Origin of the sequence: Anaerobacillus sp. MEB173 (genome assembly GCF_052119505.1) — a bacterium.
GTDB lineage: Bacteria > Bacillota > Bacilli > Bacillales > JBJMAU01 > JBJMAU01.
Genome location: NZ_JBJMAU010000018.1, coordinates 24,048 through 46,318, shown reverse-complemented (window position 1 = coordinate 46,318; position 22,271 = coordinate 24,048). Strand labels below are relative to the sequence as shown.

Genomic DNA, 22,271 nt, shown 5'->3' with positions numbered 1-22,271 from the left:
GCTCATTATATCGTACCTATCCAAAATTTCATGTCAAAAATGATAACCAATTTAAAAGATAGGATTAATGCTATTACCTATGGTAAACTATATACAATTATTAATAAAGGAAGTGTTGTCATGCGCGTAGTTAATAATATTGCTGAACTAATTGGTAATACTCCACTTGTAAAACTTAATCATACCCCCGATCCAAATGGAGCTACCGTCTATTTTAAATTAGAAATGTTCAATCCAAGCGGAAGTGTAAAGGATAGAGCTGCTTTTAACATGATCATCCAAGCGGAAAAGGATGGACTAATTAAGGAAGGTGCAACAATTATTGAACCGACTTCAGGTAACACCGGGATAGGGTTAGCAATGAACGCCGCTGCACGTGGTTACAAGGCCATCCTTGTTATGCCAGACACAATGTCTGAAGAACGGATTAATATTTTAAAAGCTTATGGTGCGGAGGTTGTCTTAACACCAGGTGATTTAAAAATGCCCGGTGCCATTGATAAAGCCCATGAACTCGTGAAGGAAATCCCGAATAGCTTCATGCCGATGCAATTTGAAAATGACGCCAATCCTGATGCTCATCGCCACACGACTGCTGTAGAGATTAAAGAAGCGATGGACCAACTGGGCAAAAAACTAAGTGCTTTTGTAGCTGCTTCAGGAACCGGTGGAACAATTACCGGGACAGGCGAGGCATTAAAAGAGTTCTATCCTGATGTAACAATACACGTCGTCGAGCCAGCTGGTTCTCCTGTTCTATCTGGTGGAAAACCTGGGCCACATAAGCTTGTAGGAACAAGCCCTGGATTTGTGCCACCGATCCTAAACGTGAATGTCTACGGGGAAATTCTAGCGATCAAAGATGAACAAGCATACGATATTACCAGACGCTTAGCTAGAGAAGAAGGGATTTTAGTCGGTCCTTCATCGGGTGCGGCAGCATTTGCAGCCATTGAAGTGGCAAAACGACTTTCCAAAGACGATGTTGTCGTTTGTATCGCTTGTGACACTGGTGAACGGTACTTATCAACAGATCTGTTTAGCTTTGAAAATAAGTAAAAAGCATAGTATACCTTTGGAATGCATGTCTATGATTTATCATCATAGGCATGTTTTTTTTCGACACGGCTTTGCCAAAAAGAGAGAATTATTGTACAATAAAACATGAGGAGGTAATTAATGTGAAAATATTGGAAAAGGTACAAATTATTTTCATGTTAATACTCGCCCCTAATCGAACATAAGATATACAAATTGTTAAGTAACAAAGCAATCACAACTTAGTCTTGTACTAACAATCTTAGAGTATGGTCTACTCTAGAAATCAATTTAAGGAGTGATTTTTTGAAACCTTCAACTGATCGTATGCTGACCCGTATCAAGTCCATTTACCTATATATTAAAAAAAGGGGGACCGTCACAACGAATGAATTAGTTGAAGAATTTGGGATCACACAGAGGACGATCCAAAGAGATCTTAATGTGCTAGACTTTAATAATCTAGTTCATAGTCCAAGCAGAGGTCATTGGGCCGTGACTGACAAAAAAACAAAGATATCATAAGCAAAAAACTATAAATAAACATAAAAAACGTCTATATAATATAATCCCACAGAGAAGCTTCTGTGGGATTTTTTTGGTGCAAGCTTAATATAAGCTCGTTAACAATTCAATTTCCTCATCGGTTAACTCCCGATATTCTCCAAGCTCTAACGTTTCATCTAGAGCCAGTGGTCCCATACTTATTCGCTTTAAATACGTAACCTTTTTTCCAACAGCTTCAAACATTCGCTTCACCTGATGGAACTTTCCTTCGGTAATCGTGAGTTCAATTTGTGAAATGGGACCGGATTCCTTAATGACAAGAACAGCGGGCTTTGTTACATAGCCATCATCTAGCGTAACACCTACTTTAAACCGTTCAACATCAGCTTCTGTAACCTCACCTCGCACTGTTGCAATATACGTTTTAGGTACATGTTTTTTCGGTGACAGTAACTGATGGGCAAGTTTTCCATCATTGCTGATTAATAAGAACCCCTCTGTATCCTTATCAAGGCGACCGATTGGAAATGGTTCAAAGACAGCATCCTCAATTTCTAAAAGGTCAATAACAGTCTCATCTCTTGTATCTTCTGTAGCAGAAATCACACCCTGCGGCTTATTCATCATTAAATAGATAAATTCACGATAATGCACTTCTTCACCATGAACTGTTACGCTTTGATTTGTTGGTTCCACATGAGTTTTTCCATCCTTTACAGGAACTCCTTCAACACAAACTACTCCTTTTTTTAACAGTTGTTTTACTTCTTTTCTCGTTCCATAGCCACTATTTGCCAGTAGTTTGTCAATACGCATCATTTACCTCCGTCATTCACTGAATTTTATTACTCCTCTGTACCGAACATATAGTGTCGTGTCCTTATATTAACATTAAGGACAATTCCAATAGCAATCATGTTCGTCAATAGGGCACTACCACCATAACTGACAAACGGCAATGCCAGACCAGTAATCGGCATTAAGCCAATAGTCATTGAGATGTTTTGGAAAATTTGAAAGACAAGTAAACCTATGACACCGGCAACTAAATAACTGCCAAATAAGTTATTACAGCTAAAGGCAATTAAAATCATTCGATAGAACAAAAGAAAATAAATAATAATTAAGATCGTCGCTCCAATAAATCCAAATTCTTCCCCAATGATTGTGAAAATAAAGTCAGTATGAATTTCCGGGACTCGATCACTTTGTGATTGCACCCCTTGCATATAGCCACTGCCATACAATTGACCTGATCCAATCCCTCGCATCGCTTGAACTAACTGATATCCATATCCATCCTGAAATTCACGCGGCATTAACCAACCATAAATACGTTCCATTTGGTGAGCTTTAATAATTTTGCTAAAAAGAGCAAAATTATGATTATGAAGCCATATTAAACCGAGGATACCGGCAATACCACTAAGACCGATTGCACCGATCATTCGCCATGTAACCCCTGACATAAGGACCATTGTTAGCATGATGCTAGCTATAACTAACGCTGTACCAAGATCTGGCTGATCAAGAATTAGGAAAAATGGTGGAAAACCAACAGCAAATACTTTACCAACAACAATGCAGTCGTCTCTAAAGCTCTTTTCCCTCTGTTCCATTGTCATTCGATAAACCAAATGAGCAAGGATAATAACGACAAAGATTTTAACAAATTCTGAAGGCTGAAACAAAAAGTACTGTTCATGCCCGATCCACCGTTGGGAACCATTTTTTTCTATTCCAAAAAACTTTACAGCAAGTAACAGCACAATGCCTATTATATATAACGGGATTGAAAAGCTTTTAAACAGATCATAATCAATGAGCATCGCGCAAACCATGAGAAAAACACCAATGATAAACCAAATAATCTGTCTTTTTACAAAATAGGTTGGATCACTGGAAAAATACTGACCCGAACCACTATATATCGCTAATAAACTAATACACATTAATAAAAACAACAAAAACAACAGCGTATAGTCTAATTGTTGAAAATATGATTTCCGCTCCTCCATGTTTGTTCCTCCGACGAAAAGCAATTTAGAATTAATAATTTATAATTGTTTTAGTAAATTCACTGTAGTTTTCTTTACCTAGATCAATTGAAACATACTTTAATAATTATTAATTATTAATTTTTAATTATTAATTGTAACCTTACTTATGTTAGCATAGTTCATTTGTGTTAACAAAAGAAATTATTAGTAAAGAAAAAAACCTCTATGTACTTGATGTAATCATAGAGGTACATTTTCTGCAGTTGTTTTCTTCGCTCTTTGTATCATGTTATATTTTGAAATATTAGCCAAAATGGCGATGGACATCATCGTAATGAGCAGCGACGAGCCCCCGTAGCTTACAAGCGGTAACGTTATCCCTGTAATTGGCAGTAATCCTGAGACCGCTCCAACATTAAAAACAACTTGAATTGCCAACTGAAAAACAATTCCAAACGCTAATAAGCTGCCAAAGGCATCTTTACAACGTGTTCCAATCACAATACCCCGAAAGAAAATAATCGATAAGCATCCGAATACAAATAAGACACCAAATATCCCTAACTCTTCGGAGATCACAGCTAATATAAAGTCAGTATGTGGCTCAGGTAAATAGAGCAACTTTTGAACACTTTGTCCAAATCCAGTCCCTGACAATCCCCCATGGGCAATCGCAATATAAGAATTAATTAATTGATGTCCTGAACCATAAACATCATCAAACGGATCGCTAAATGACGTTAACCGCTCCAAGCGATATGGTGCAGAGATTGCTAAAATCGTAAAGACTGAGCCACCAACCAAACCAAGTCCGATTAAGTGAATCATACGTGCACCTGAACAAAACACCATCAGTCCTGCTACTAGTAAAATCGAAGTCGCGGTCCCTAAATCCGGTTGCAAAATAATTAATGAAAACACAAAGCCAACAATAATGAGCGGCGGCATAACACCACGAGTAAAGTCCCCAATATACGCTTGCTTTTGTGAATACACTTGTGCAAGATAAATGATCATTCCTAGCTTTACGAGTTCAGAAGGCTGAATCGTCAATGGTCCTATCCCAATCCAACGTTGTGAGAAGTTTCGCTCAATCCCGATTCCAGGAATTAATACTAATATAAGCGCAAATATCGATAATAAAATAATGAGCGGGGAAAGCTTTTTATAAACCCGATATGGAAAAAACATAAGGAAAAAAAACATTAGTAATGAAAGCACAAGCCATTGTAATTGTCGATCAAAAAAATAACGATAATTATCAAACTTATCATAAGCCAACACATAACTGGAACTATATACCATTATAAGGCCGAAAGCACACAATAATAGAGTACTTATTATTAAAATCCAGTCATTATTTTTGGTGATCATATTTTTCATGGCCCCTCCATATAAATGTAAGCCTTCTAATTATTTGTTTTTAAAAATGAATCTAACTTCTATTATAACAAACCGAATAATAGAGAGGAAGAGAGATGAATTCAGAAACGAGAATAATAAAGAGTTAGGCATATTTATCTATCAATCTTCATTATCTTGATCATAATAGTTGTATTTATGCATGAAAATGAGATAAAATTATATATTGAATGATCATTTTAGGAGGTTGATATGGAAAATGGGTAAAAGAATTTTATTATTTATTGGCGTAAACATCTTAGTATTAACAACAATTATGATCGCCATGACTGTATTTGGAGTTACTACTGGAACGAATCTTCAAGCGGGTACGATTGACTTAGCATCATTGCTTGTTTTCTCAGCTATCGTTGGTTTTTCCGGTTCATTTATATCATTGGCCCTTTCACGCATCATTGCCAAATGGATGATGAAAGTACGTGTATTAGATCCAAACAAAGGCCACTTAAATTCTGAAGAAGCTAGATTAGTAGAAATGGTCCATCGTTTATCTCGCAGTGCTGGATTAACTCATATGCCAGAAGTTGGTATCTATGAATCTAATGAGGTAAATGCCTTTGCTACAGGACCGAGTAAGAAGCGTTCACTTGTTGCCGTTTCGAGAGGACTATTACAAACAATGGATGAAGATGCTGTTGAAGGTGTTGTTGCCCATGAAGTCGCACATATTACCAATGGTGACATGGTGACGATGACCCTTGTACAAGGTATTATCAATACATTTGTTGTTTTCTTTGCTCGTATCGCTGCATTTGTCGTAGCACGATTTGTACGTGAAGAAATCGCTCATATTGTTCATTTCGTTGCGATTATTGTCTTCCAAATTGTTTTCTCAATCTTAGGAAGTATTCTTGTCATGGCCTACTCGCGTTACCGTGAGTATCACGCAGACAAAGGCGGAGCTGATCTTGCTGGAAAAGACAAAATGATCCACGCCCTGCAATCACTCCAACGCACGACAAATCTTATTAAAGAAGACGACACAGCTTATGCATCAATGAAAATCAGTGGTGCCAAAAAAGCCTCCTTATTTGCAAGTCACCCACCACTTGAAGAACGCATCAGAAAATTACAAGAAAGCTAACCCAAAAACTCCAGCCCCAGCTGGAGTTTTTTTGTTCAACTAACTTTCAACTTTTAACTCTAAACTCTAAACCCATTTTACATTTTAAATTTTACATTTTTAATTCCCTGGGCCCTCACCCATCCATTCCGCCCCCTTCTTACATAGACTAAAAACGTAAGTAATTAACCTAGAGTAAGGAGCGATCTTATCATATGTATAACAACGAATTAGACTATTACAGACAAGGTTTTCCTGGTTTCCCTGGCTTTCCTGGAGGACCTGGCGGTGGACCGGGTTTCCCTGGTGGTCCTGGTTTCCCGGGTGGTCCTGGAGCAGATAGAAGATTAGAGCGTCGTGTTGAACGGTTAGAAAGACAAGTAGAACAAAATACACGCCGTTTAAATCGTTTAAACCGCCGTCTTCGTCGTGTTGAACAGCGATTAGGATTTGGTGGCTGGACTACTGAAGATGACTTTTAAGGCAAAAGAAAGAAGGTTCCATTATGAACCTTCTTTTTTCCTTTTCCGCTTTAAAAACTTAAACCGGTTTCCTAAAATTTGTCCGGCTAAGTGCGAACGAATACTAACATACATATAGAAACCAGCCCCAATTAGAACTGAGATGATTAAACTTATCGTTGCATTCAAGCGATTCGTTAATGGGAACTGCGCTTGAATCCCTATATTCGTTACAATAACAATGATCGTCATACATAAAGCAAAAATCATAATTAAGAAAAAACGCTTGACGATAAACTTATATTGATAGTTTGCATATTTCCCTATCGCCCAAACGTTAATGACAATCGACGTTACATATCCAACACCCGTTGCTACAGCAGCACCAGTTGCCCCCATTTGCCCAATGAGTAAGCTGTTACATGCTAGTTTCATCACTAATCCTGCTATCAAGGAAATTACGGCAAATTTTTGCTGATTCAATCCTTGTAATATAGCGGCAGTTACTGTAAATAACGAAAAGAAAATCGCCACTGGAGCATAGTAACGTAAAATGTTTGCACCAACATCCATATCTTCTAAACCATATAACGTTCCATACGCAGGATAGGCCAGTATGGAAAGACCGATTGCTGCTGGTACAGTTAGAAATAAAATAATCTGATACGTTTGTGTTATTTGCGTTTGCAGTTTCTTAAAATTATCCTCAATAAATGATTTCGTTATCGTAGGCAACAATGTTAATGAAAAGGCAGTTGCCAGTGCTACAGGAATTAAGATTAATTTATGAGCAGCCTGTGTAAATGCCCCAAATGCATTTTCTGCTTCAATTTGACTGTAACCTATATTCATTAGTGCTTTATTAAACGTTGACATATCGATTAACTGGTATAGTGGTATCGCCAATCCTACAAAGGATAGTGGCAGAGCATAGGAAATAAGTTCACGGTACATTTTAGACAGTGGGATTTTGTTGTCAACAGTACTCTGCTGCAGTTGTTGATCCAAACCACTTTTTCGCTTGTACCAATAAATTAGCAAGACAGCCAAACCGCCAAGTGCACCAACAAAAGCACCGAATGTCGCAAACCCAACAGCAATTCCTAAACTGCCTTCATACACTTTCACAATTATAAATGTTAACAGCAAAATAAAAACAATACGGACAATTTGTTCAACAACCTGTGAAACGGCTGTAGGCCCCATTGATTGAAAGCCTTGAAAATAACCGCGGATCAGTGACATAATCGGCACAACAAGTAAAGCCGTACTCACCATCCGAATCGTAAAAATAACATCCTCTATCGTATTGCCATGCAACTCCTTCCCATCAATCACATAATTTGCAATCAGTGGTGCTAATGAGAAAAGGATGAGGAAGGCAATGACCCCGGTCACAGACATCACAACAAGACCAGATTTAAACAATCGTCTTCCGGTATGATAGTCTCCTAATGCATTATATTTAGAGACAAACTTTGAAACAGCTAATGGTACCCCTAATGTCGCAACACTTAACAATACAGTATAAGGGATATATCCATAACTATATAATGCCAATCCTTCTAAGCCGACAATCGCTTTAAACGGGAATATATAAATTAATCCCAAAATTTTTGAAATAAAAATGGCAGCCGTTAGAATTAACGTGCCTCTTACTAATTTTGAATCGGACATAATCCTACCTTCTTTATATTAATTTAGAATTGAGAATTTAGAATGTAGAATTATTTGTAAGAGTTTCAATGATGTCAAATACTTCGTTGACTAGCTAGAGCCAATTCTAAATTCTTAATTCTTAATTCTAAATTCTAAATTCCTTAAGCATTTTACCACAAATTATCTGATGTAGGATATAAAAGGACTTCAATTAAAAGAATTAGAAAAATGCAAGTCCTAGTCCTGTATAATTTTAACGTAAAAATTTCTGTTTCTCGGCCCATCGAATTCACAAAAGTAAATCCCTTGCCACGTACCTAAAACAAGCTCTCCTTCCTGAATAATAACCATTTGCGAGGAACCGACCGTACTTGCTTTTAAATGTGCGGCAGTATTCCCTTCTGCATGACGGTCCTCTTGGTGATACCATGGGTAAATTTCATCAAACCTTCTAATCATATCGCGTTTCACATCTGGATCTGCATTTTCATTAATCGTAATTCCGGCCGTTGTATGAGGACAATAAACAACAGCAATCCCATTTTCAACATGCTGCTCATTAATCGCTTGCAGTATCTCAGATGTAATATCGATCATTTCATCTCTTTTTGTTGTTTTTATACCCATTCTAACTAACATTTTTGCTCACCTCATTTATTTATTTTTACCACCCAGCAGCTAACTCCCGCTGTAATTCAATTTCATTCAAAAGTAAATAACTTGTCTTTTCTGTTAGATTTTCAAATGAAGCATCTGTAATCGCTATCTGAAATGACTGATATGCCATTTCTTCTGTTAATAGAACTCCTGCATGTTCAGCATGGAAAATAACGGCTCTTTCCTCACCATGATCAAGTCGAAAGCAAAAAATATACGCATTGAGATTTTTATCGTACAGCCATGCATAATGATAACTGTTATACTCGATATTCATTAGATCAGCAAACTCAGGGATCGATAGAATTAAAATATCCCGGCCATTATCCTTTGACCATCCTCCATCACTTGGATAAACCCCTTCCGATATCGTCGGTTCATACTTTTTTACCAAAACTACCAGCTCCTTACTCTTTCTTTCATTATTTTAACAAAAAAAACCTAGAAAATTCTCCCATGAGGTTTATTTTCCTTTTGAAGGTGAGCATGCTATCTTAATAAGTGTAACTATTTTAGAAGTTGGTGGTAAGAAATGAAAAATATTGACGTGATTGTTATCGGTGGAGGTCCTTCTGGATTAATGGCTTCAATTGCTGCTGCAGAGCAAGGAGCAAAGGTCCTTTTAATTGATAAAGGTGATAAATTAGGCAGAAAACTAGCAATCTCAGGGGGTGGCAGATGTAATGTCACAAATCGAATGGATGTCAATGAACTGATTAAGCATATTCCCGGGAACGGCCGCTTTATGCACAGTCCATTCGCGACATTTAATAATGAGGATATTATTCGATTTTTTGAAGGTCTTGGAATTAAGTTAAAAGAAGAAGACCGCGGCCGAATGTTCCCAGTAAGTGATAAAGCAAAAACGGTCGTTGATACGCTTCTTAATAAAGTTCGGGAACTAGGGGTAACGATCAAGACAAATACAGCTGTGGAAACATTACGTTATGATGATGAAAAAGTATTGGGGGTAACATTGAAAAATGGGGATAACATCAATGCCAAAGCCATCATTGTCGCTGTTGGCGGCAAGAGTGTTCCACACACCGGCTCTACCGGTGACGGATATCCTTGGGCAAAAAAAGCAGGGCATACAATTACAGAGCTCTATCCGACTGAAGTTCCGATTACCTCTAATGAAGAGTTTATTAAGAAAAAGACATTACAGGGGCTATCACTTCGCAATATAGAATTATCAGTAATCAATCCTAAAGGAAAAACGATTATCACTCATGAAGGCGATATGATTTTCACCCACTTTGGTATTTCAGGTCCTGCGGTATTACGCTGCAGTCAATTTGTTGTGAAAGCTTTACAAAAGTTTTCCACAGACAGTATCATCATGAATATTGATATCTTGCCAGCAAAATCTGAGGACATGATTTTTCAAGAAGTGAAAAAAATGGCCGAAGCAGAACCAAAAAAATCGATTAAAAATGTTCTAAAAGGCTATGTGCCAGAACGACTACTCACTTTTTTACTTGATAAGATTAACCTAGATCCAACAACGATTTATCCAAACCTTTCTCATGAGGCGATACGGCAGTTCGCCAGCAGTCTTAAGAACTTCACACTTTCCGCAAATGGAACATTATCAATCGAAGACGCTTTCGTTACTGGTGGCGGGGTATCTGTGAAGGAGATTTTTCCACAGAGAATGGAATCGAAGAAAAAAGCTGGCCTCTATTTCTGTGGAGAAGTCCTTGATATTCATGGTTATACTGGCGGTTTTAATATTACAGTTGCGTTTTCAACAGGGTATACAGCTGGGCACTCTGCGGGCATGCAAGTAATGTCACAATAATCAACAATCTTGTACACAACCTGTGGATAAAAATATGTACAAGTTGTGAATATTTTTTGTCGTATTTAAAGGTTTTTTACGATATTTTTATTGCACTGTGGGTAAATATTATAGTTACACACAAGTATATCCACAATAATCATAGTTATCCACAGTTTTATACACAGTCTGTTGTTTAATATTTCTGATTTTTATAATTTTTATACACAAAAGAAAAAGCACCCCGAATTTTTAGTATTTCTAGCATTCGGGGTGTTTTTCAAAATTTTCTCTTTATTAGTTTGCAACAATATTAACTAGTTTGCCAGGAACAGCAATCACTTTGCGAATTGTTTTTCCGTCAAGCTCTGCTTTCACCTTATCATCAGCCATTGCGATGGCCTCCATTTGGTCCTTTGAAGCATCCTTAGGAATAACAAGCTTTGCCTTCACCTTACCATTTAATTGAACAACAATTTCAATTTCATCTTCCACAAGGTAACTTTCATCAAATGCAGGCCATGCCTCATAGGAAATCGTCGTTGTGTGACCTAGCTTCTCCCACAGTTCTTCAGCAATATGCGGGGCAACTGGAGCAATGAGCTTCACAAAGCCTTCCATCATTTCTTTTGGCAACTGCTTTTGTTTGTAACCTTCATTGATAAAGACCATTAATTGGGAAATTCCTACGTTAAAGCGGAGACCTGCAAAATCTTCAGACACTTTCTTCACTGTTTGGTGATACACTCTAACAAACGCATCGTCACCATTGTCCGCTGTGATTGCTGGGTTTAATGTACCTTCATCTGTTACGAATAAACGCCAAATACGATCTAGGAAGCGACGCGCCCCATCAAGGCCGTTTTCTGACCATGCAATCGAAGCATCAAGCGGTCCCATGAACATTTCATATAAACGTAATGTATCCGCACCATGACTTTCAATAATATCATCAGGGTTGACAACATTACCTTTTGATTTACTCATTTTCTCATTGTTTTCGCCAAGAATCATTCCTTGGTTATAAAGCTTTTGGAACGGCTCTTTTGTCGGTACGATACCTAAATCATAAAGGACTTTATGCCAGAATCTTGCATACAGTAAGTGAAGAACAGCATGCTCTGCCCCACCAATATAAATATCAACCGGTAGCCAATGCTTTAATTTTTCACGATCAGCCAGTGCGTTGTCATTATGCGGGTCAATGTAACGCAGGTAATACCAGCAGCTGCCTGCCCATTGCGGCATTGTGTTTGTTTCACGGCGGCCTTTTAATCCTGTTTCCTTATCAATAATATTGAGCCATTCTTCATCATTGGCAAGCGGTGATTCCCCTGTTCCTGATGGCTTAATTTCATCCATTTCCGGAAGAACCAGCGGTAACTCTTCCTCTGGAACTGGTTTCATCGTACCATCTTCTAAATGGATAATTGGAATCGGCTCACCCCAGTAACGCTGACGACTGAAGAGCCAATCACGAAGACGATACGTAATCTTTTTATTACCTTTGCCATTCTCTTCTAGCCAGTCAATCATTTTTGAAATGGCTTGTTGTTTGTTTAAACCATTCAGGAATCCCGAGTTTACTAATGTGCCATCACCAGTGTAAGCCTCTTCCGCAATATTTCCGCCTGAAACGACTTCAGTAATTGGAAGATCAAATGTTTTTGCAAATTCATAGTCACGCTCATCATGAGCAGGTACAGCCATAATTGCCCCTGATCCATAGCTTACTAATACATAGTCTGCAATCCAAATCGGTAACTTTTCATTACTTACAGGGTTAATGACATACGCCCCTGTAAATACCCCTGTTTTTTCTTTTGCTAACTCGGTACGCTCTAAATCACTTTTCGTTGCTACTTTTTTCTTATATGCTTCAACCGCTTCTTTTTGCTCTGCTGTTGCAATTTTGTCAACAAGCTTATGTTCAGGTGCAAGAACAGCATATGTAGCGCCAAATAATGTATCAGGTCGTGTTGTAAATACCGTAATCTTTTCATCATGGCCGTCTACGTCAAAGACAACTTCAGCACCTTCAGAGCGGCCAATCCAGTTGCGTTGCATATCTTTAATACTTTCAGGCCAATCTAATTCTTCAAGATCCTCTAGTAAACGATCAGCATATTCAGTAATTTTCAATATCCATTGCTTCATTGGACGTCGTTCTACCGGGTGTCCCCCACGCTCACTTTTTCCGTCAATAACCTCTTCATTTGCAAGAACTGTTCCAAGGGCCGGACACCAGTTTACAGCCACTTCATCAACATAAGCGAGTCCCTTTTTATAGAGTTGTAAGAAAATCCATTGCGTCCACTTGTAATACTTTGGATCTGTTGTATCGACTTCACGATCCCAGTCATATGAAAATCCTAATGATTTAATTTGACGACGGAAATTATCAATGTTTAGTTGCGTAAATTCACGAGGGTGCTTCCCTGTATCTAGGGCATACTGCTCTGCAGGCAGTCCAAATGCATCCCAACCCATTGGATGAAGAACGTTATACCCTTGCATTCTCTTCATACGAGATAAAATATCTGTTGCAGTATACCCTTCAGGGTGCCCTACGTGTAAACCAGCACCTGATGGATACGGAAACATATCAAGCGCATAAAACTTTTCTTTCGTGTAATCCTCATCCGTTTTAAATGTTTTGTTTTCATCCCAGTACTTCTGCCATTTCAATTCAATCTCCTTATGAGAAAACGCCATATGTAAACCCTCCAAGACTTAATTTAGAATTTAGAATTTAGAATTTAGAATTACTTGCTAGCAATTCCTAAGAAGTTTATTTAAAAACTTCCACGATTTCGCCCAAACAATTCTACATTATACATTCTAAATTCTAAATTTGTTTTTTAAATATAAAAACCTCCCACCCCTAGCGTTATCGTTAGGGACGAGAGGTTGATCACAAATTGATATTTCCCGCGGTACCACCCAAAATTAGTGCAGAAATTCTACACTCACTCTAGTTCCTTAACGCGGAGTACGGCAAGAGTTACTCAATGTTCACCCTTGCAACTTAAAGGCGAGTTCATGGATTCCAATGATTGACTTGCACCAACCGTCAACTCTCTAAACACGAAATTCCATTACTATTCCTCATCATTGCTTTTACCAAAATTTCACTATTGTTCACATCTACACAAACCGACTGAACAGTCTTTCAAAAAATGTTTCATTAATTGGTATTGTATGAAATTTGTCGATATTATGTCAAGACTCTTAACACATTTTAGCCAATTTTTTTTAAAAAAATACGCATAATCATTCAAAAATAACTCTTACTTTTAAAACTTAGTTAAAGTTTAATGTTCATTTTTGGCTCGTTCGTGTGAATTATTCATTCACACGCCTTTCAGGTACTGAAAGGTTCGAAAGTATTGAAAGACCTCGTAAAGAGAAAAGTTATGTTCTCTTTACGAGGTCTTTCAATACTTTCGATTAAACGAGCCAAAAATGAACATTAAACTTTAACGATACTTTTATCAACAAAATGGAAATGAGAACTACATGTTTAATATGAAGTTTTGTGATACCATGATAAAGTTAAAGACTTGTAGAATATTGTCTGAAAGGAGTCGGGAATAGTGATTGATTTACGAAGTGATACAGTGACAAAGCCAACCGCTGAAATGCGTAAAGCAATGTTTGAAGCTGAAGTTGGTGATGATGTCTATATAGAAGATCCAACTTTAAATAGATTAGAGGAAAAAGCTGCGGAACTTTTAGGAAAAGAAGCTGCATTATTTGTAACGAGCGGTACACAAGGGAACCAAATTGCTGTTTTAACCCATTGTAAGCGTGGAGATGAAGTAATTTTAGAAAAGGATTCCCATATTTTCTATTATGAAGGCGGAGCGATATCGGCATTTGCAGGAGTGCAAACGAGAACGATCGAAAGCGTGCGTGGCGCCATGAATCCAACAGCTATTGAAGAGGCAGTACGGACAGAAGATATTCATTTTCCGGAAACAGGGTTAATTTGCTTAGAAAATACGCATAACCGTGCTGGTGGTGCGATTATTCCTTTATCGAATATGGCAACAATTTATAAAGTGGCACAAGAACACAACATCCCAGTACATCTAGATGGAGCAAGATTATTTAATGCCGCTGTTGCAACGAATACACCAGTTCACGAGTTTGCTGCCCAAACAGATACTGTGCAAGTTTGCTTATCAAAGGGGCTCGGTGCGCCAGTTGGCTCTCTAATTGCCGGAAGCCAGTCATTTGTAGATAAGGCAAGAAAATGGCGAAAACGTCTAGGGGGCGGACTACGTCAAGCTGGAATACTAGCCGCTCCTGCACTGATTGCCTTAGAAACAATGGTCGAGCGTTTAGCTATCGATCATGAGCATGCTCAAATTCTTGCTCAAGGACTACGTGACTGTGATGGAATAACGCTCGAAAATAAACTTGAAACAAACATTGTCTTAGTAAATGTGGAACAGCTCGGTTTAACTTCTGCCCAATTTATCGAGCTATTAAAAAAAGAAGGCGTCCTTGCAGTCTCCTTTGGACCCTACACAATTCGATTTACGACTCATTATGATGTTAATCGAAACCAGATAGACAAAGTGATCGACATTGTTCAATCAATCGTAAAGAACAATACAGAAAAAGTCTCTGTATAAGAAGGTTTTGTTCTTTCAATTTTACATTTTACATTTCCATGAAAGGAGCTTACTATGACTTGCGAACAAGAAACTGTTCCTTTACTATTCGGCGATAAACGCTATCACTCCTGGAGCCACCATTTACGACAACAGTTCGGTGAAAAGATCTTTAAAATCCCTTTAGATGCTGGATTCGATTGTCCAAACCGTGATGGGAAGGTCGCAAGCGGCGGCTGTACATTTTGCAGCGAACGAGGGTCTGGTGACTTTGCCGGTGACCGCAAAGATGATTTAATTACGCAATTCAATACGATCAAAGAGAAAATGCATCAAAAATGGCCCAACGGGAGATATCTCGGTTATTTTCAAGCGTATACCAACACATATGCACCTGTCGAACAACTAAAAGAAATGTATGAAGTAATTCTTGAACAAGATGGTGTTGTCGGTTTATCGATCGCAACTCGCCCAGATTGTTTGCCTGATGATGTTGTTGAATATTTAGCCGAGTTAAATGAAAGGACATATTTATGGGTTGAATTAGGGTTACAGACAGTTCATGAAAAAACTGCCCAACTTATTAATCGTGCCCATGATTTTAATTGTTATAAAGAAGGTGTTGAAAAATTAAGAAAGCATAATATCCGTATCTGTTCTCATATCATTAACGGGCTGCCAACGGAAACCCCTGAGATGATGCTTGAAACTGCGAAAGAAGTGGCAAAATTAGATGTTCAAGGTGTGAAAATTCACTTGCTCCATTTGTTGAAGCGAACACCAATGGTGAAGCAATACGAAAAAGGACTTCTTCAATTCATGGACATGGATACGTACATTAACCTCGTTGTCGACCAGCTTGAGTTCATCCCTCCACATATGATTATTCACCGTCTAACAGGAGACGGACCTGCTGACCTCTTAATTGGACCAATGTGGAGCATGAAAAAGTGGGAAATTCTAAATGGAATTGAAGCAGAATTGAAGCGACGCAACAGCTGGCAAGGCAAATTTTATCAAAAAGAAGTGATCGATCAATTATGAAACTAAAAGGAATCTTACCCTTTGCAAGACAACTTATTGACGCAGCTGTTTCAGAAGGAGACATTGCGATTGACGGAACTGTAGGAAATGGTCACGATACGCTTTATCTTGCAAAAATAGTTGGAGACAATGGCCGTGTTTTTGGATTCGATATCCAGGAACAGGCGATTGCCAATACAAAAGAGCGTTTAACAAATGAAGGATTTTCTGACCAAGTTACATTATTCCAAACTAGTCATGACCAAGCCAAGTCGCTCATCCCTTCTCCTTATCATGGAAAAATAAAGGGCGCGATCTTTAATCTCGGTTATTTACCAGGAGGCAATAAAGAAATTGTGACAACACCAGTCTCAACGATTTCTGCCGTGGAGCAAATTATAGAGATGATGGCTCCGGAAGGTATTCTCGTACTTGTCATTTACCACGGTCATCCTGAAGGACAAATAGAGCGTGACCAATTACTTGACTATGTAACGTCACTCGATCAAAAGTTGGTTCATGTATTAAACTATCAATTTATTAATCAAACAAATAATCCTCCATTTATTATTGCTGTTGAAAAAAGATAATCGTCACTTGACATTGCTCGATGATTGACATAAAAATAAATTAAGGTATTTTTTAAATTTTTAAAAAATATAAAATTTCACAGAGAGAATATCATGGGATGGAGAAATTGCCAACATGGCAGTAAACGGAGGGACTGTATGTCAATTATTGATGAAATTTTGGAATTCAATGAAGAATTTGTCCGCGAACGAAAATACGAACAATATCGTACAACGAAATTCCCTGACAAGAAAATGGTCATCTTAACATGCATGGACACACGATTAGTAGAATTACTCCCACGTTCAATGAATGTAAAAAACGGAGATGTCAAAATTATAAAAAATGCTGGTGCTATTATCTCTCACCCATTTGGAAGTATAATGCGCAGTATACTAGTTGCTATTTATGAGCTAAAAGCTGATGAAGTTTGTATTATCGGCCACCACGGCTGCGGAATGGCTGGTCTTGAGTCCAGTTCGATCTTAGAGAAAGTAAAAGAGCGTGGAGTCTCGCAGGAGAAGCTCGATACACTTGAGTTCTCAGGTATTGATACGAAAAAATGGTTAACTGGATTTAAGTGTGTTGAGGAAAGCGTACGTCATAGTGTCAATATGGTGAAAAATCACCCGCTTCTTCCTGAAGGAGTTCCTGTGCACGGATTAGTCATTTGCCCTGAAACCGGAAAATTAGATGTGGTTTTAAAAGATGATCAGTTAATAAAAAGTAGCTAACTGGCAGAAATCGCTCTGCCCTTTAGCTACTTTTTTTTCTTCTGTACAACCAGCCATTAAAATAAAAAAATAATGTTGCTCCTCCTCCAAGTCGAAGAATTCGCTTAGCAATCTTTCTAACTTCCTTTTGACTACGGACTTTTTCATCTGCTAAATAGATCCCGAGTAAACCTTTATTGATCATATAGTGAAAGCTTGCGTCCGGTAAGTTGCGAATGCTTTCATCTGCTTTTTCTGTAAAATGTTCTAACCGCTCAACTAAATGGGCTCTATCTCTATAGTAAAAACAGAAATTCAAGTCACCGCCTAAACGGTCTTCTTCCTGATCAATAAAATAATCCAATAGAATATGTAAACCTTGAACCCATGGAAAATATCCATCTTTTACTTTTGCTACATCTTCATTTGAGAGAGTTTCTGCCGTTGCATAGGCAACAAGACAAAAGATACCTAGTGTAGAACCTGTACAAGCAGAAAATTCATACCAGTTCATCTTCGGCAAATTGTCTTCATATTCTTGAAACCATGCTTCTAAGCGTGGTACCCTCTCTTCATAACTCACGTGCTTATGTACTTGTAAATCACAGTAATATTGAGCCAATTCAAGCAGTGCAGGGGCAATTTTTTCATAGGAAGGAAGAGTCATAAGTATAGATTGACATGTCTTAACAAGTTTTTCTAAATAACCACCATCATTTTGATCATTACGGTAGCGATAATAATTTTCTGTTTGTGCACCCGGCTTTAATGCATGGAGCATTGAAGCATGTAACGCACGAAAATCTGTTGGATTAAGCGATGTACTTCGGTCACATAAATTATCTAAATAATCACTAATCGTTTGATAAGCAACAATAAATTCAATAACCTTAGGTAACTCCTTTCCAGCTAATAAGCCGTAGACACCTCCACCTTCACAATGAAAGGTCTTTGTCTCAATGCTCATTAATGCTTGTGAACGGAGCTCTTCATTAGGAATTAAACGTGCTTTTTCTTTCCATTGATATAAATACTCATGTACAGCAGGCAATACTTGACGATAAATCCCCATCATTAATGATAACGGACGATTTGGTACCTTCAACAACTCACCCCCTTTTTTGAAAATTTAAAATTGATGAAGTTGTAAATCAACAAAGTAGCGTAGATATTGGAATACTTTTTCCTGCTCTGGCTCATTGAATACTTCGTGATAGAGTCCTGGCCATTCTTTATACATTTTTTCGTCGATACGTAAATGATTAAACCAGTTTTTAACCTCCTCTTTTTTTACAATTAAATCTTCTCCGCCTTGCAGTACGAGTAATGGTACGTTCGGAAACTTTTCTACATGCTGATGACTAAGTTTCATTGCTTTCGAAAGTTCTGCATACCAGCGAACAGACACTTTTTTAACTAAGAGTGGGTCTTTTAAATCTCTTTGTCGCATCTCTTCACTCCTTGTCCCTGATCCCGGTGGCAGTCCAGAGTTAAAGCGAACAGAAGGAGTTACGATATTTAAAGCTTTAACAAATGCCCCTTTTGCTTTTCCAGGGGGATTCACGAGACCTAAGCAAGGTGACGAAAGGATGGCAGCTTTAATCGCTAATTTTTTTTCCATCAATGTTCTAATCACAGACAATCCACCCATACTGTGTCCTAATAAAAAAATGGGTAATTTGTATTTCTTTGCTTCTTCATACCAACTTTCAATCGTTTCAATATACTGATCAAACGTTTTAATGTGCCCTCTTATTCCTCTTGTTTTCCCTTGCCCTGGCAAATCACCGAGAATCACGTGAAAACCTTCATTTACTAGTTTAGTTTTTAACCATTCATATCGGACATGATATTCACCTGCACCATGAACAATAATAAATACCCCTCTTGGATCATCACTTTCCCACTTCCACATATTTCTATTTTCCCCCTTTAATTACAAACTTCATTCATTGAAAATGTCCAACACTACTCACAATATGTAATTTTTGCTAAACTAATGTAAAACATATAGACAAAAGGATGGATGAAAACATGGTATACCCATATAAAGGAAAAACACCTAAAATTGCTGATAGTGCATTTATCGCTGATTATGTAACGATTACTGGCGATGTAACAATTGGTGAAGAATCAAGCATTTGGTTTAATACTGTTATTCGTGGCGACGTTTCACCAACGATTATTGGAGACCGAGTGAATGTACAAGATAATTCTACCCTACATCAAAGCCCAGCTTACCCGTTAATTTTAGAAGATGATGTGACAGTTGGCCACCAGGTCGTCCTTCATAGCTGCACCATTCGAAAAAATGCCTTAATCGGAATGGGTTCAATCGTATTAGACGGTGCAGAAGTAGGTGAAGGAGCATTTATTGGTGCAGGCAGCCTCGTTCCTCAAGGAATGAAAATACCACCAAATTCGATGGCATTCGGTCGTCCGGCAAAAGTGGTGAGAGATTTAAATGAAGCTGATCTAAAAGATATGGCACGTGTAAGAAGAGAGTATGTTGAGAAGGGACAATATTACAAGTCGCTTCAAAATAAGTAACATCCTCTACTACTTAGTATATGAGTATAGTCATGAAAGTTATTATAAGTTGAATGTTGAAAGTTGAAACAAAAAGCAAAGGCCGGTGACCTTTGCTTTTTGTTATGTTTGTTTCTTCTAAGAGATTACAAACCCTATTAAGTTTTAACTTTCAACTTTTTTCTATGATTAAGACAACGCCTGTTGTTTCAATGCTTCCGCTTTATCAGTACGCTCCCATGGCAAGTCAACATCAGTACGTCCAAAATGGCCGTATGCTGCTGTTTGCTTAAAAATCGGGCGACGCAAGTTCAACATTTTAATAATTCCAGCAGGGCGAAGATCAAAGTTACTGCGGATAACTTCCACTAGAACCTCTTCAGACACTTTGCCTGTTCCAAATGTATCAACTGAAATCGATACAGGCTTCGCAACACCAATCGCATAAGCAAGTTGAACTTCACAACGGTCTGCAAGGCCAGCGGCAACAATATTTTTCGCTACATAACGAGCGGCATATGCTGCTGAACGGTCAACTTTTGTTGCATCCTTACCAGAGAATGCCCCGCCGCCGTGACGAGCGTATCCACCGTACGTATCAACAATAATTTTACGACCTGTAAGTCCTGCATCACCTTGTGGACCACCAATGACAAAACGTCCAGTCGGATTGATAAAATATTTTGTATCTTCATCAATTAACTGTTTAGGTACCACTGGTAGAATAACATGTTCTTTTATATTACGTTGAATTTGCTCAAGCGTAATTTCAGGATGATGTTGCGTTGAAATAACAATTGTATCGATACGCAGCGGTTGCCCATTTTCATCGTACTCTACTGTTACTTGTGTTTTGCCATCAGGTCGTAAGTAAGGAAGAATCTCTTCTTTACGTACTTCTGTTAAACGACGCGCTAATTTATGAGCTAAAGAAATTGGTAATGGCATTAAATCAGGTGTTTGATTATCCGCATAACCAAACATAAGACCTTGGTCACCAGCTCCAATTGCATCAATTTCCGCTTCAGTCATTTGCCCTTCACGTGCTTCTAATGCCCGGTCTACACCTTGAGCTATATCAGGAGATTGCTCATCAATCGAAGTTAATACTGCACACGTTTCATAGTCAAATCCATATTTTGCGCGAGTATAGCCAATACCCTTCACGGTTTCACGAACAATTTTGGGAATATCGACATACGTAGATGTTGAGATTTCTCCAGCTACTAGTACAAGCCCCGTCGTTACAGACGTTTCACAAGCAACACGAGCATTTGGATCATTTGTTAAAATCGCATCGAGGATTGCATCTGAAATTTGATCACAAATTTTATCTGGATGTCCTTCAGTTACTGATTCCGACGTAAATAATCGTCGAGTTTTCATTTCTGCCATTTTATATGTACCTCCCTTGCATATCTATTCATTAGGATATGCCAAAAATTGATACGGTACTCATTTCCCTCACACCTACGTGAGTTAAACGTAAAGACCTTCATTTATATATTAATGCCTTAGTTGTAGTATGCTTCGCCGACATTAAAAAAACCCTTTTCCAATTGGAGGAAAAGGTGTTTACTCGATTGCCTTTCGCCTCTTATCATTCAAGACATCTGTCTTGCAGGTTAGCACCTTTTCACCATCAGGTGTTGGTTGCTGGGTTTCTTCGGGCCTGTCCCTCCACCGACTCGGGATAAGAGTATCCGTTCGCGTCATATCATATCGCAGTTAGAAAAAGATGTCAACTTTTTCTATTTTAGAGTTGGTTAAAAGTTAAAAGTTGATTTTGTGGATTTAGAGGAGGGTATTGTGGTCTTCAAAGCATAGACATAAAAAAGGATCTCGAAAATCGAGATCCTTTAACTTTCAACTTTCAACATCAGTACGGCGTATCATCATGACGGTTTGTTGTCGATTGCTGTTGTGTTTCATTCGGTAACTTTTCCTCAAACTCTCTCGGTTTCACTTGACTATACACACCACTAGCGGTGAGACCAATAACGAGAGCAGTTAGTACTTGATTGCTCCATTCTTGCGGAACAAAGATAATAATGCAAGCAAAGCCTACTGCAAGCAAGGCGCGATATTTTTTATCAATATTAAAAGCATTCCCTACAACTGTAACAAGGGCTGCAACGACGGCTGCTATAGTCGCTAAATCAAACATGCCAAATTCTAACATTAAGATCAGCTCCTCTTTTTCCTAACATATCCTATGCGGCTT

At 38.2% G+C, this 22,271-nt stretch carries 21 protein-coding genes, 1 riboswitch and 1 other annotated feature; of the genes, 10 read left to right on the top strand and 11 right to left on the bottom strand.

All coding sequences use genetic code 11. From position 1 onward, the window contains the following. Positions 1 to 120 precede the first annotated feature (120 nt). Positions 121 to 1,059 (top strand): cysteine synthase A, encoded by a 939-nt coding sequence (gene cysK, locus ACJ2A9_RS20165; RefSeq protein ID WP_441423490.1) that lies wholly within the window; start codon positions 121 to 123, stop codon positions 1,057 to 1,059. Positions 1,060 to 1,344: 285 nt separating this feature from the next. Further along, positions 1,345 to 1,563, top strand: coding sequence for a DeoR family transcriptional regulator (locus ACJ2A9_RS20160; protein WP_441423489.1), 219 nt, complete (start codon positions 1,345 to 1,347; stop codon positions 1,561 to 1,563). Between the two features lie 84 nt (positions 1,564 to 1,647). Here ACJ2A9_RS20160 and ACJ2A9_RS20155 read toward each other — a convergent pair whose 3' ends face one another. The 3 genes from ACJ2A9_RS20155 to ftsW form a co-directional block, all read right to left on the bottom strand. Then, positions 1,648 to 2,361 (bottom strand): pseudouridine synthase, encoded by a 714-nt coding sequence (locus tag ACJ2A9_RS20155; protein ID WP_441423488.1) that lies wholly within the window; start codon positions 2,359 to 2,361, stop codon positions 1,648 to 1,650. A gap of 29 nt (positions 2,362 to 2,390) precedes the next feature. Next, entirely contained in the window at positions 2,391 to 3,563 is a 1,173-nt protein-coding gene (gene rodA / locus ACJ2A9_RS20150; protein WP_441423487.1) for a rod shape-determining protein RodA, read from the bottom strand. Between the two features lie 222 nt (positions 3,564 to 3,785). Further along, on the bottom strand, positions 3,786 to 4,928 hold the full coding sequence (gene ftsW, locus ACJ2A9_RS20145; RefSeq protein WP_441423486.1) for a putative lipid II flippase FtsW: 1,143 nt from the start codon (positions 4,926 to 4,928) through the stop codon (positions 3,786 to 3,788). A gap of 238 nt (positions 4,929 to 5,166) precedes the next feature. Between ftsW and htpX the strand changes: the two genes are divergently transcribed. Next, positions 5,167 to 6,051: a protease HtpX gene (gene htpX, locus ACJ2A9_RS20140; protein WP_441423485.1), complete on the top strand. Its 885-nt coding sequence runs from the start codon at positions 5,167 to 5,169 to the stop codon at positions 6,049 to 6,051. Between the two features lie 194 nt (positions 6,052 to 6,245). Further along, positions 6,246 to 6,512: a hypothetical protein gene (locus ACJ2A9_RS20135; RefSeq protein ID WP_441423484.1), complete on the top strand. Its 267-nt coding sequence runs from the start codon at positions 6,246 to 6,248 to the stop codon at positions 6,510 to 6,512. A 21-nt stretch (positions 6,513 to 6,533) separates the two neighbouring features. Here the strand turns inward: ACJ2A9_RS20135 and ACJ2A9_RS20130 are convergent, their stop codons facing one another. From ACJ2A9_RS20130 to ACJ2A9_RS20120, 3 genes are all read right to left on the bottom strand, one after another. Next, on the bottom strand, positions 6,534 to 8,168 hold the full coding sequence (locus ACJ2A9_RS20130) for a putative polysaccharide biosynthesis protein (RefSeq protein WP_441423483.1): 1,635 nt from the start codon (positions 8,166 to 8,168) through the stop codon (positions 6,534 to 6,536). Positions 8,169 to 8,387: 219 nt separating this feature from the next. Continuing rightward, positions 8,388 to 8,789 carry a secondary thiamine-phosphate synthase enzyme YjbQ gene (locus tag ACJ2A9_RS20125; RefSeq protein WP_441423482.1) on the bottom strand — a complete coding sequence of 134 codons (402 nt, stop codon included), beginning with the start codon at positions 8,787 to 8,789 and terminating at the stop codon, positions 8,388 to 8,390. 25 nt (positions 8,790 to 8,814) lie between these two features. Beyond that, the gene (locus ACJ2A9_RS20120) at positions 8,815 to 9,201 is read right to left on the bottom strand and encodes a hypothetical protein (protein ID WP_441423481.1); all 387 of its coding nucleotides are present in this window, start codon (positions 9,199 to 9,201) and stop codon (positions 8,815 to 8,817) included. 138 nt (positions 9,202 to 9,339) lie between these two features. On the opposite strand from ACJ2A9_RS20120, the gene ACJ2A9_RS20115 reads away from it, so the two are divergent. Next, positions 9,340 to 10,611 carry an NAD(P)/FAD-dependent oxidoreductase gene (locus tag ACJ2A9_RS20115; RefSeq protein WP_441423480.1) on the top strand — a complete coding sequence of 424 codons (1,272 nt, stop codon included), beginning with the start codon at positions 9,340 to 9,342 and terminating at the stop codon, positions 10,609 to 10,611. A gap of 276 nt (positions 10,612 to 10,887) precedes the next feature. On the opposite strand, the gene leuS is transcribed toward ACJ2A9_RS20115, so the two are convergent. After that, a complete protein-coding gene (leuS, locus tag ACJ2A9_RS20110; protein WP_441423479.1) occupies positions 10,888 to 13,305 on the bottom strand; it encodes a leucine--tRNA ligase in 2,418 nt (805 codons plus the stop codon). Positions 13,306 to 13,485: 180 nt separating this feature from the next. After that, positions 13,486 to 13,714, bottom strand: a binding site (T-box leader). A gap of 472 nt (positions 13,715 to 14,186) precedes the next feature. On the opposite strand from leuS, the gene ltaE reads away from it, so the two are divergent. The 4 genes from ltaE (at position 14,187) to ACJ2A9_RS20090 (ending at position 17,539) form a co-directional block, all read left to right on the top strand. Next, complete coding sequence (gene ltaE, locus ACJ2A9_RS20105) at positions 14,187 to 15,233, top strand: low-specificity L-threonine aldolase (RefSeq protein WP_441423478.1); 1,047 nt, start codon at positions 14,187 to 14,189, stop codon at positions 15,231 to 15,233. Positions 15,234 to 15,287: 54 nt separating this feature from the next. After that, positions 15,288 to 16,256, top strand: coding sequence for a TIGR01212 family radical SAM protein (locus ACJ2A9_RS20100; RefSeq protein WP_441423477.1), 969 nt, complete (start codon positions 15,288 to 15,290; stop codon positions 16,254 to 16,256). Beyond that, positions 16,253 to 16,825, top strand: a complete 573-nt coding sequence (locus ACJ2A9_RS20095; RefSeq protein ID WP_441423476.1) for a class I SAM-dependent methyltransferase — start codon at positions 16,253 to 16,255, stop codon at positions 16,823 to 16,825. The genes ACJ2A9_RS20100 and ACJ2A9_RS20095 overlap by 4 nt, the downstream gene beginning before the upstream one ends. Before the next feature lie 138 nt (positions 16,826 to 16,963). Beyond that, complete coding sequence (locus ACJ2A9_RS20090; protein WP_441423475.1) at positions 16,964 to 17,539, top strand: beta-class carbonic anhydrase; 576 nt, start codon at positions 16,964 to 16,966, stop codon at positions 17,537 to 17,539. A 22-nt stretch (positions 17,540 to 17,561) separates the two neighbouring features. Here ACJ2A9_RS20090 and ACJ2A9_RS20085 read toward each other — a convergent pair whose 3' ends face one another. Together ACJ2A9_RS20085 and ACJ2A9_RS20080 are read right to left on the bottom strand one after the other, a co-directional pair. Further along, positions 17,562 to 18,623, bottom strand: a complete 1,062-nt coding sequence (locus tag ACJ2A9_RS20085; protein ID WP_441423474.1) for a tetraprenyl-beta-curcumene synthase family protein — start codon at positions 18,621 to 18,623, stop codon at positions 17,562 to 17,564. A 24-nt stretch (positions 18,624 to 18,647) separates the two neighbouring features. Continuing rightward, positions 18,648 to 19,433 (bottom strand): alpha/beta fold hydrolase, encoded by a 786-nt coding sequence (locus ACJ2A9_RS20080; RefSeq protein ID WP_441423473.1) that lies wholly within the window; start codon positions 19,431 to 19,433, stop codon positions 18,648 to 18,650. Between the two features lie 119 nt (positions 19,434 to 19,552). Between ACJ2A9_RS20080 and ACJ2A9_RS20075 the strand changes: the two genes are divergently transcribed. Further along, the gene (locus ACJ2A9_RS20075) at positions 19,553 to 20,068 is read left to right on the top strand and encodes a gamma carbonic anhydrase (RefSeq protein WP_441423472.1); all 516 of its coding nucleotides are present in this window, start codon (positions 19,553 to 19,555) and stop codon (positions 20,066 to 20,068) included. Between the two features lie 168 nt (positions 20,069 to 20,236). On the opposite strand, the gene metK is transcribed toward ACJ2A9_RS20075, so the two are convergent. Then, on the bottom strand, positions 20,237 to 21,433 hold the full coding sequence (metK, locus tag ACJ2A9_RS20070; protein WP_441423514.1) for a methionine adenosyltransferase: 1,197 nt from the start codon (positions 21,431 to 21,433) through the stop codon (positions 20,237 to 20,239). Between the two features lie 208 nt (positions 21,434 to 21,641). Continuing rightward, positions 21,642 to 21,747: riboswitch (SAM riboswitch) on the bottom strand. 179 nt (positions 21,748 to 21,926) lie between these two features. Continuing rightward, positions 21,927 to 22,229, bottom strand: a complete 303-nt coding sequence (locus ACJ2A9_RS20065; protein ID WP_441423471.1) for a hypothetical protein — start codon at positions 22,227 to 22,229, stop codon at positions 21,927 to 21,929. Positions 22,230 to 22,271 lie beyond the last annotated feature (42 nt).

Excerpts from the sequence above, each read along its gene's own strand:
- cysK (WP_441423490.1), top strand. The coding sequence starts at position 121 with ATGCGCGTAGTTAATAATATTGCTGAACTAATTGGTAATACTCCACTT.
- ACJ2A9_RS20155 (WP_441423488.1), bottom strand. The coding sequence starts at position 2,361 with ATGCGTATTGACAAACTACTGGCAAATAGTGGCTATGGAACGAGAAAA.
- rodA (WP_441423487.1), bottom strand. The coding sequence starts at position 3,563 with ATGGAGGAGCGGAAATCATATTTTCAACAATTAGACTATACGCTGTTG.
- ftsW (WP_441423486.1), bottom strand. The coding sequence starts at position 4,928 with ATGAAAAATATGATCACCAAAAATAATGACTGGATTTTAATAATAAGT.
- htpX (WP_441423485.1), top strand. The coding sequence starts at position 5,167 with ATGGGTAAAAGAATTTTATTATTTATTGGCGTAAACATCTTAGTATTA.
- ACJ2A9_RS20135 (WP_441423484.1), top strand. The coding sequence starts at position 6,246 with ATGTATAACAACGAATTAGACTATTACAGACAAGGTTTTCCTGGTTTC.
- ACJ2A9_RS20130 (WP_441423483.1), bottom strand. The coding sequence starts at position 8,168 with ATGTCCGATTCAAAATTAGTAAGAGGCACGTTAATTCTAACGGCTGCC.
- ACJ2A9_RS20125 (WP_441423482.1), bottom strand. The coding sequence starts at position 8,789 with ATGTTAGTTAGAATGGGTATAAAAACAACAAAAAGAGATGAAATGATC.
- ACJ2A9_RS20115 (WP_441423480.1), top strand. The coding sequence starts at position 9,340 with ATGAAAAATATTGACGTGATTGTTATCGGTGGAGGTCCTTCTGGATTA.
- leuS (WP_441423479.1), bottom strand. The coding sequence starts at position 13,305 with ATGGCGTTTTCTCATAAGGAGATTGAATTGAAATGGCAGAAGTACTGG.
- ACJ2A9_RS20100 (WP_441423477.1), top strand. The coding sequence starts at position 15,288 with ATGACTTGCGAACAAGAAACTGTTCCTTTACTATTCGGCGATAAACGC.
- ACJ2A9_RS20095 (WP_441423476.1), top strand. The coding sequence starts at position 16,253 with ATGAAACTAAAAGGAATCTTACCCTTTGCAAGACAACTTATTGACGCA.
- ACJ2A9_RS20090 (WP_441423475.1), top strand. The coding sequence starts at position 16,964 with ATGTCAATTATTGATGAAATTTTGGAATTCAATGAAGAATTTGTCCGC.
- ACJ2A9_RS20080 (WP_441423473.1), bottom strand. The coding sequence starts at position 19,433 with ATGTGGAAGTGGGAAAGTGATGATCCAAGAGGGGTATTTATTATTGTT.
- ACJ2A9_RS20075 (WP_441423472.1), top strand. The coding sequence starts at position 19,553 with ATGGTATACCCATATAAAGGAAAAACACCTAAAATTGCTGATAGTGCA.
- metK (WP_441423514.1), bottom strand. The coding sequence starts at position 21,433 with ATGAAAACTCGACGATTATTTACGTCGGAATCAGTAACTGAAGGACAT.
- ACJ2A9_RS20065 (WP_441423471.1), bottom strand. The coding sequence starts at position 22,229 with ATGTTAGAATTTGGCATGTTTGATTTAGCGACTATAGCAGCCGTCGTT.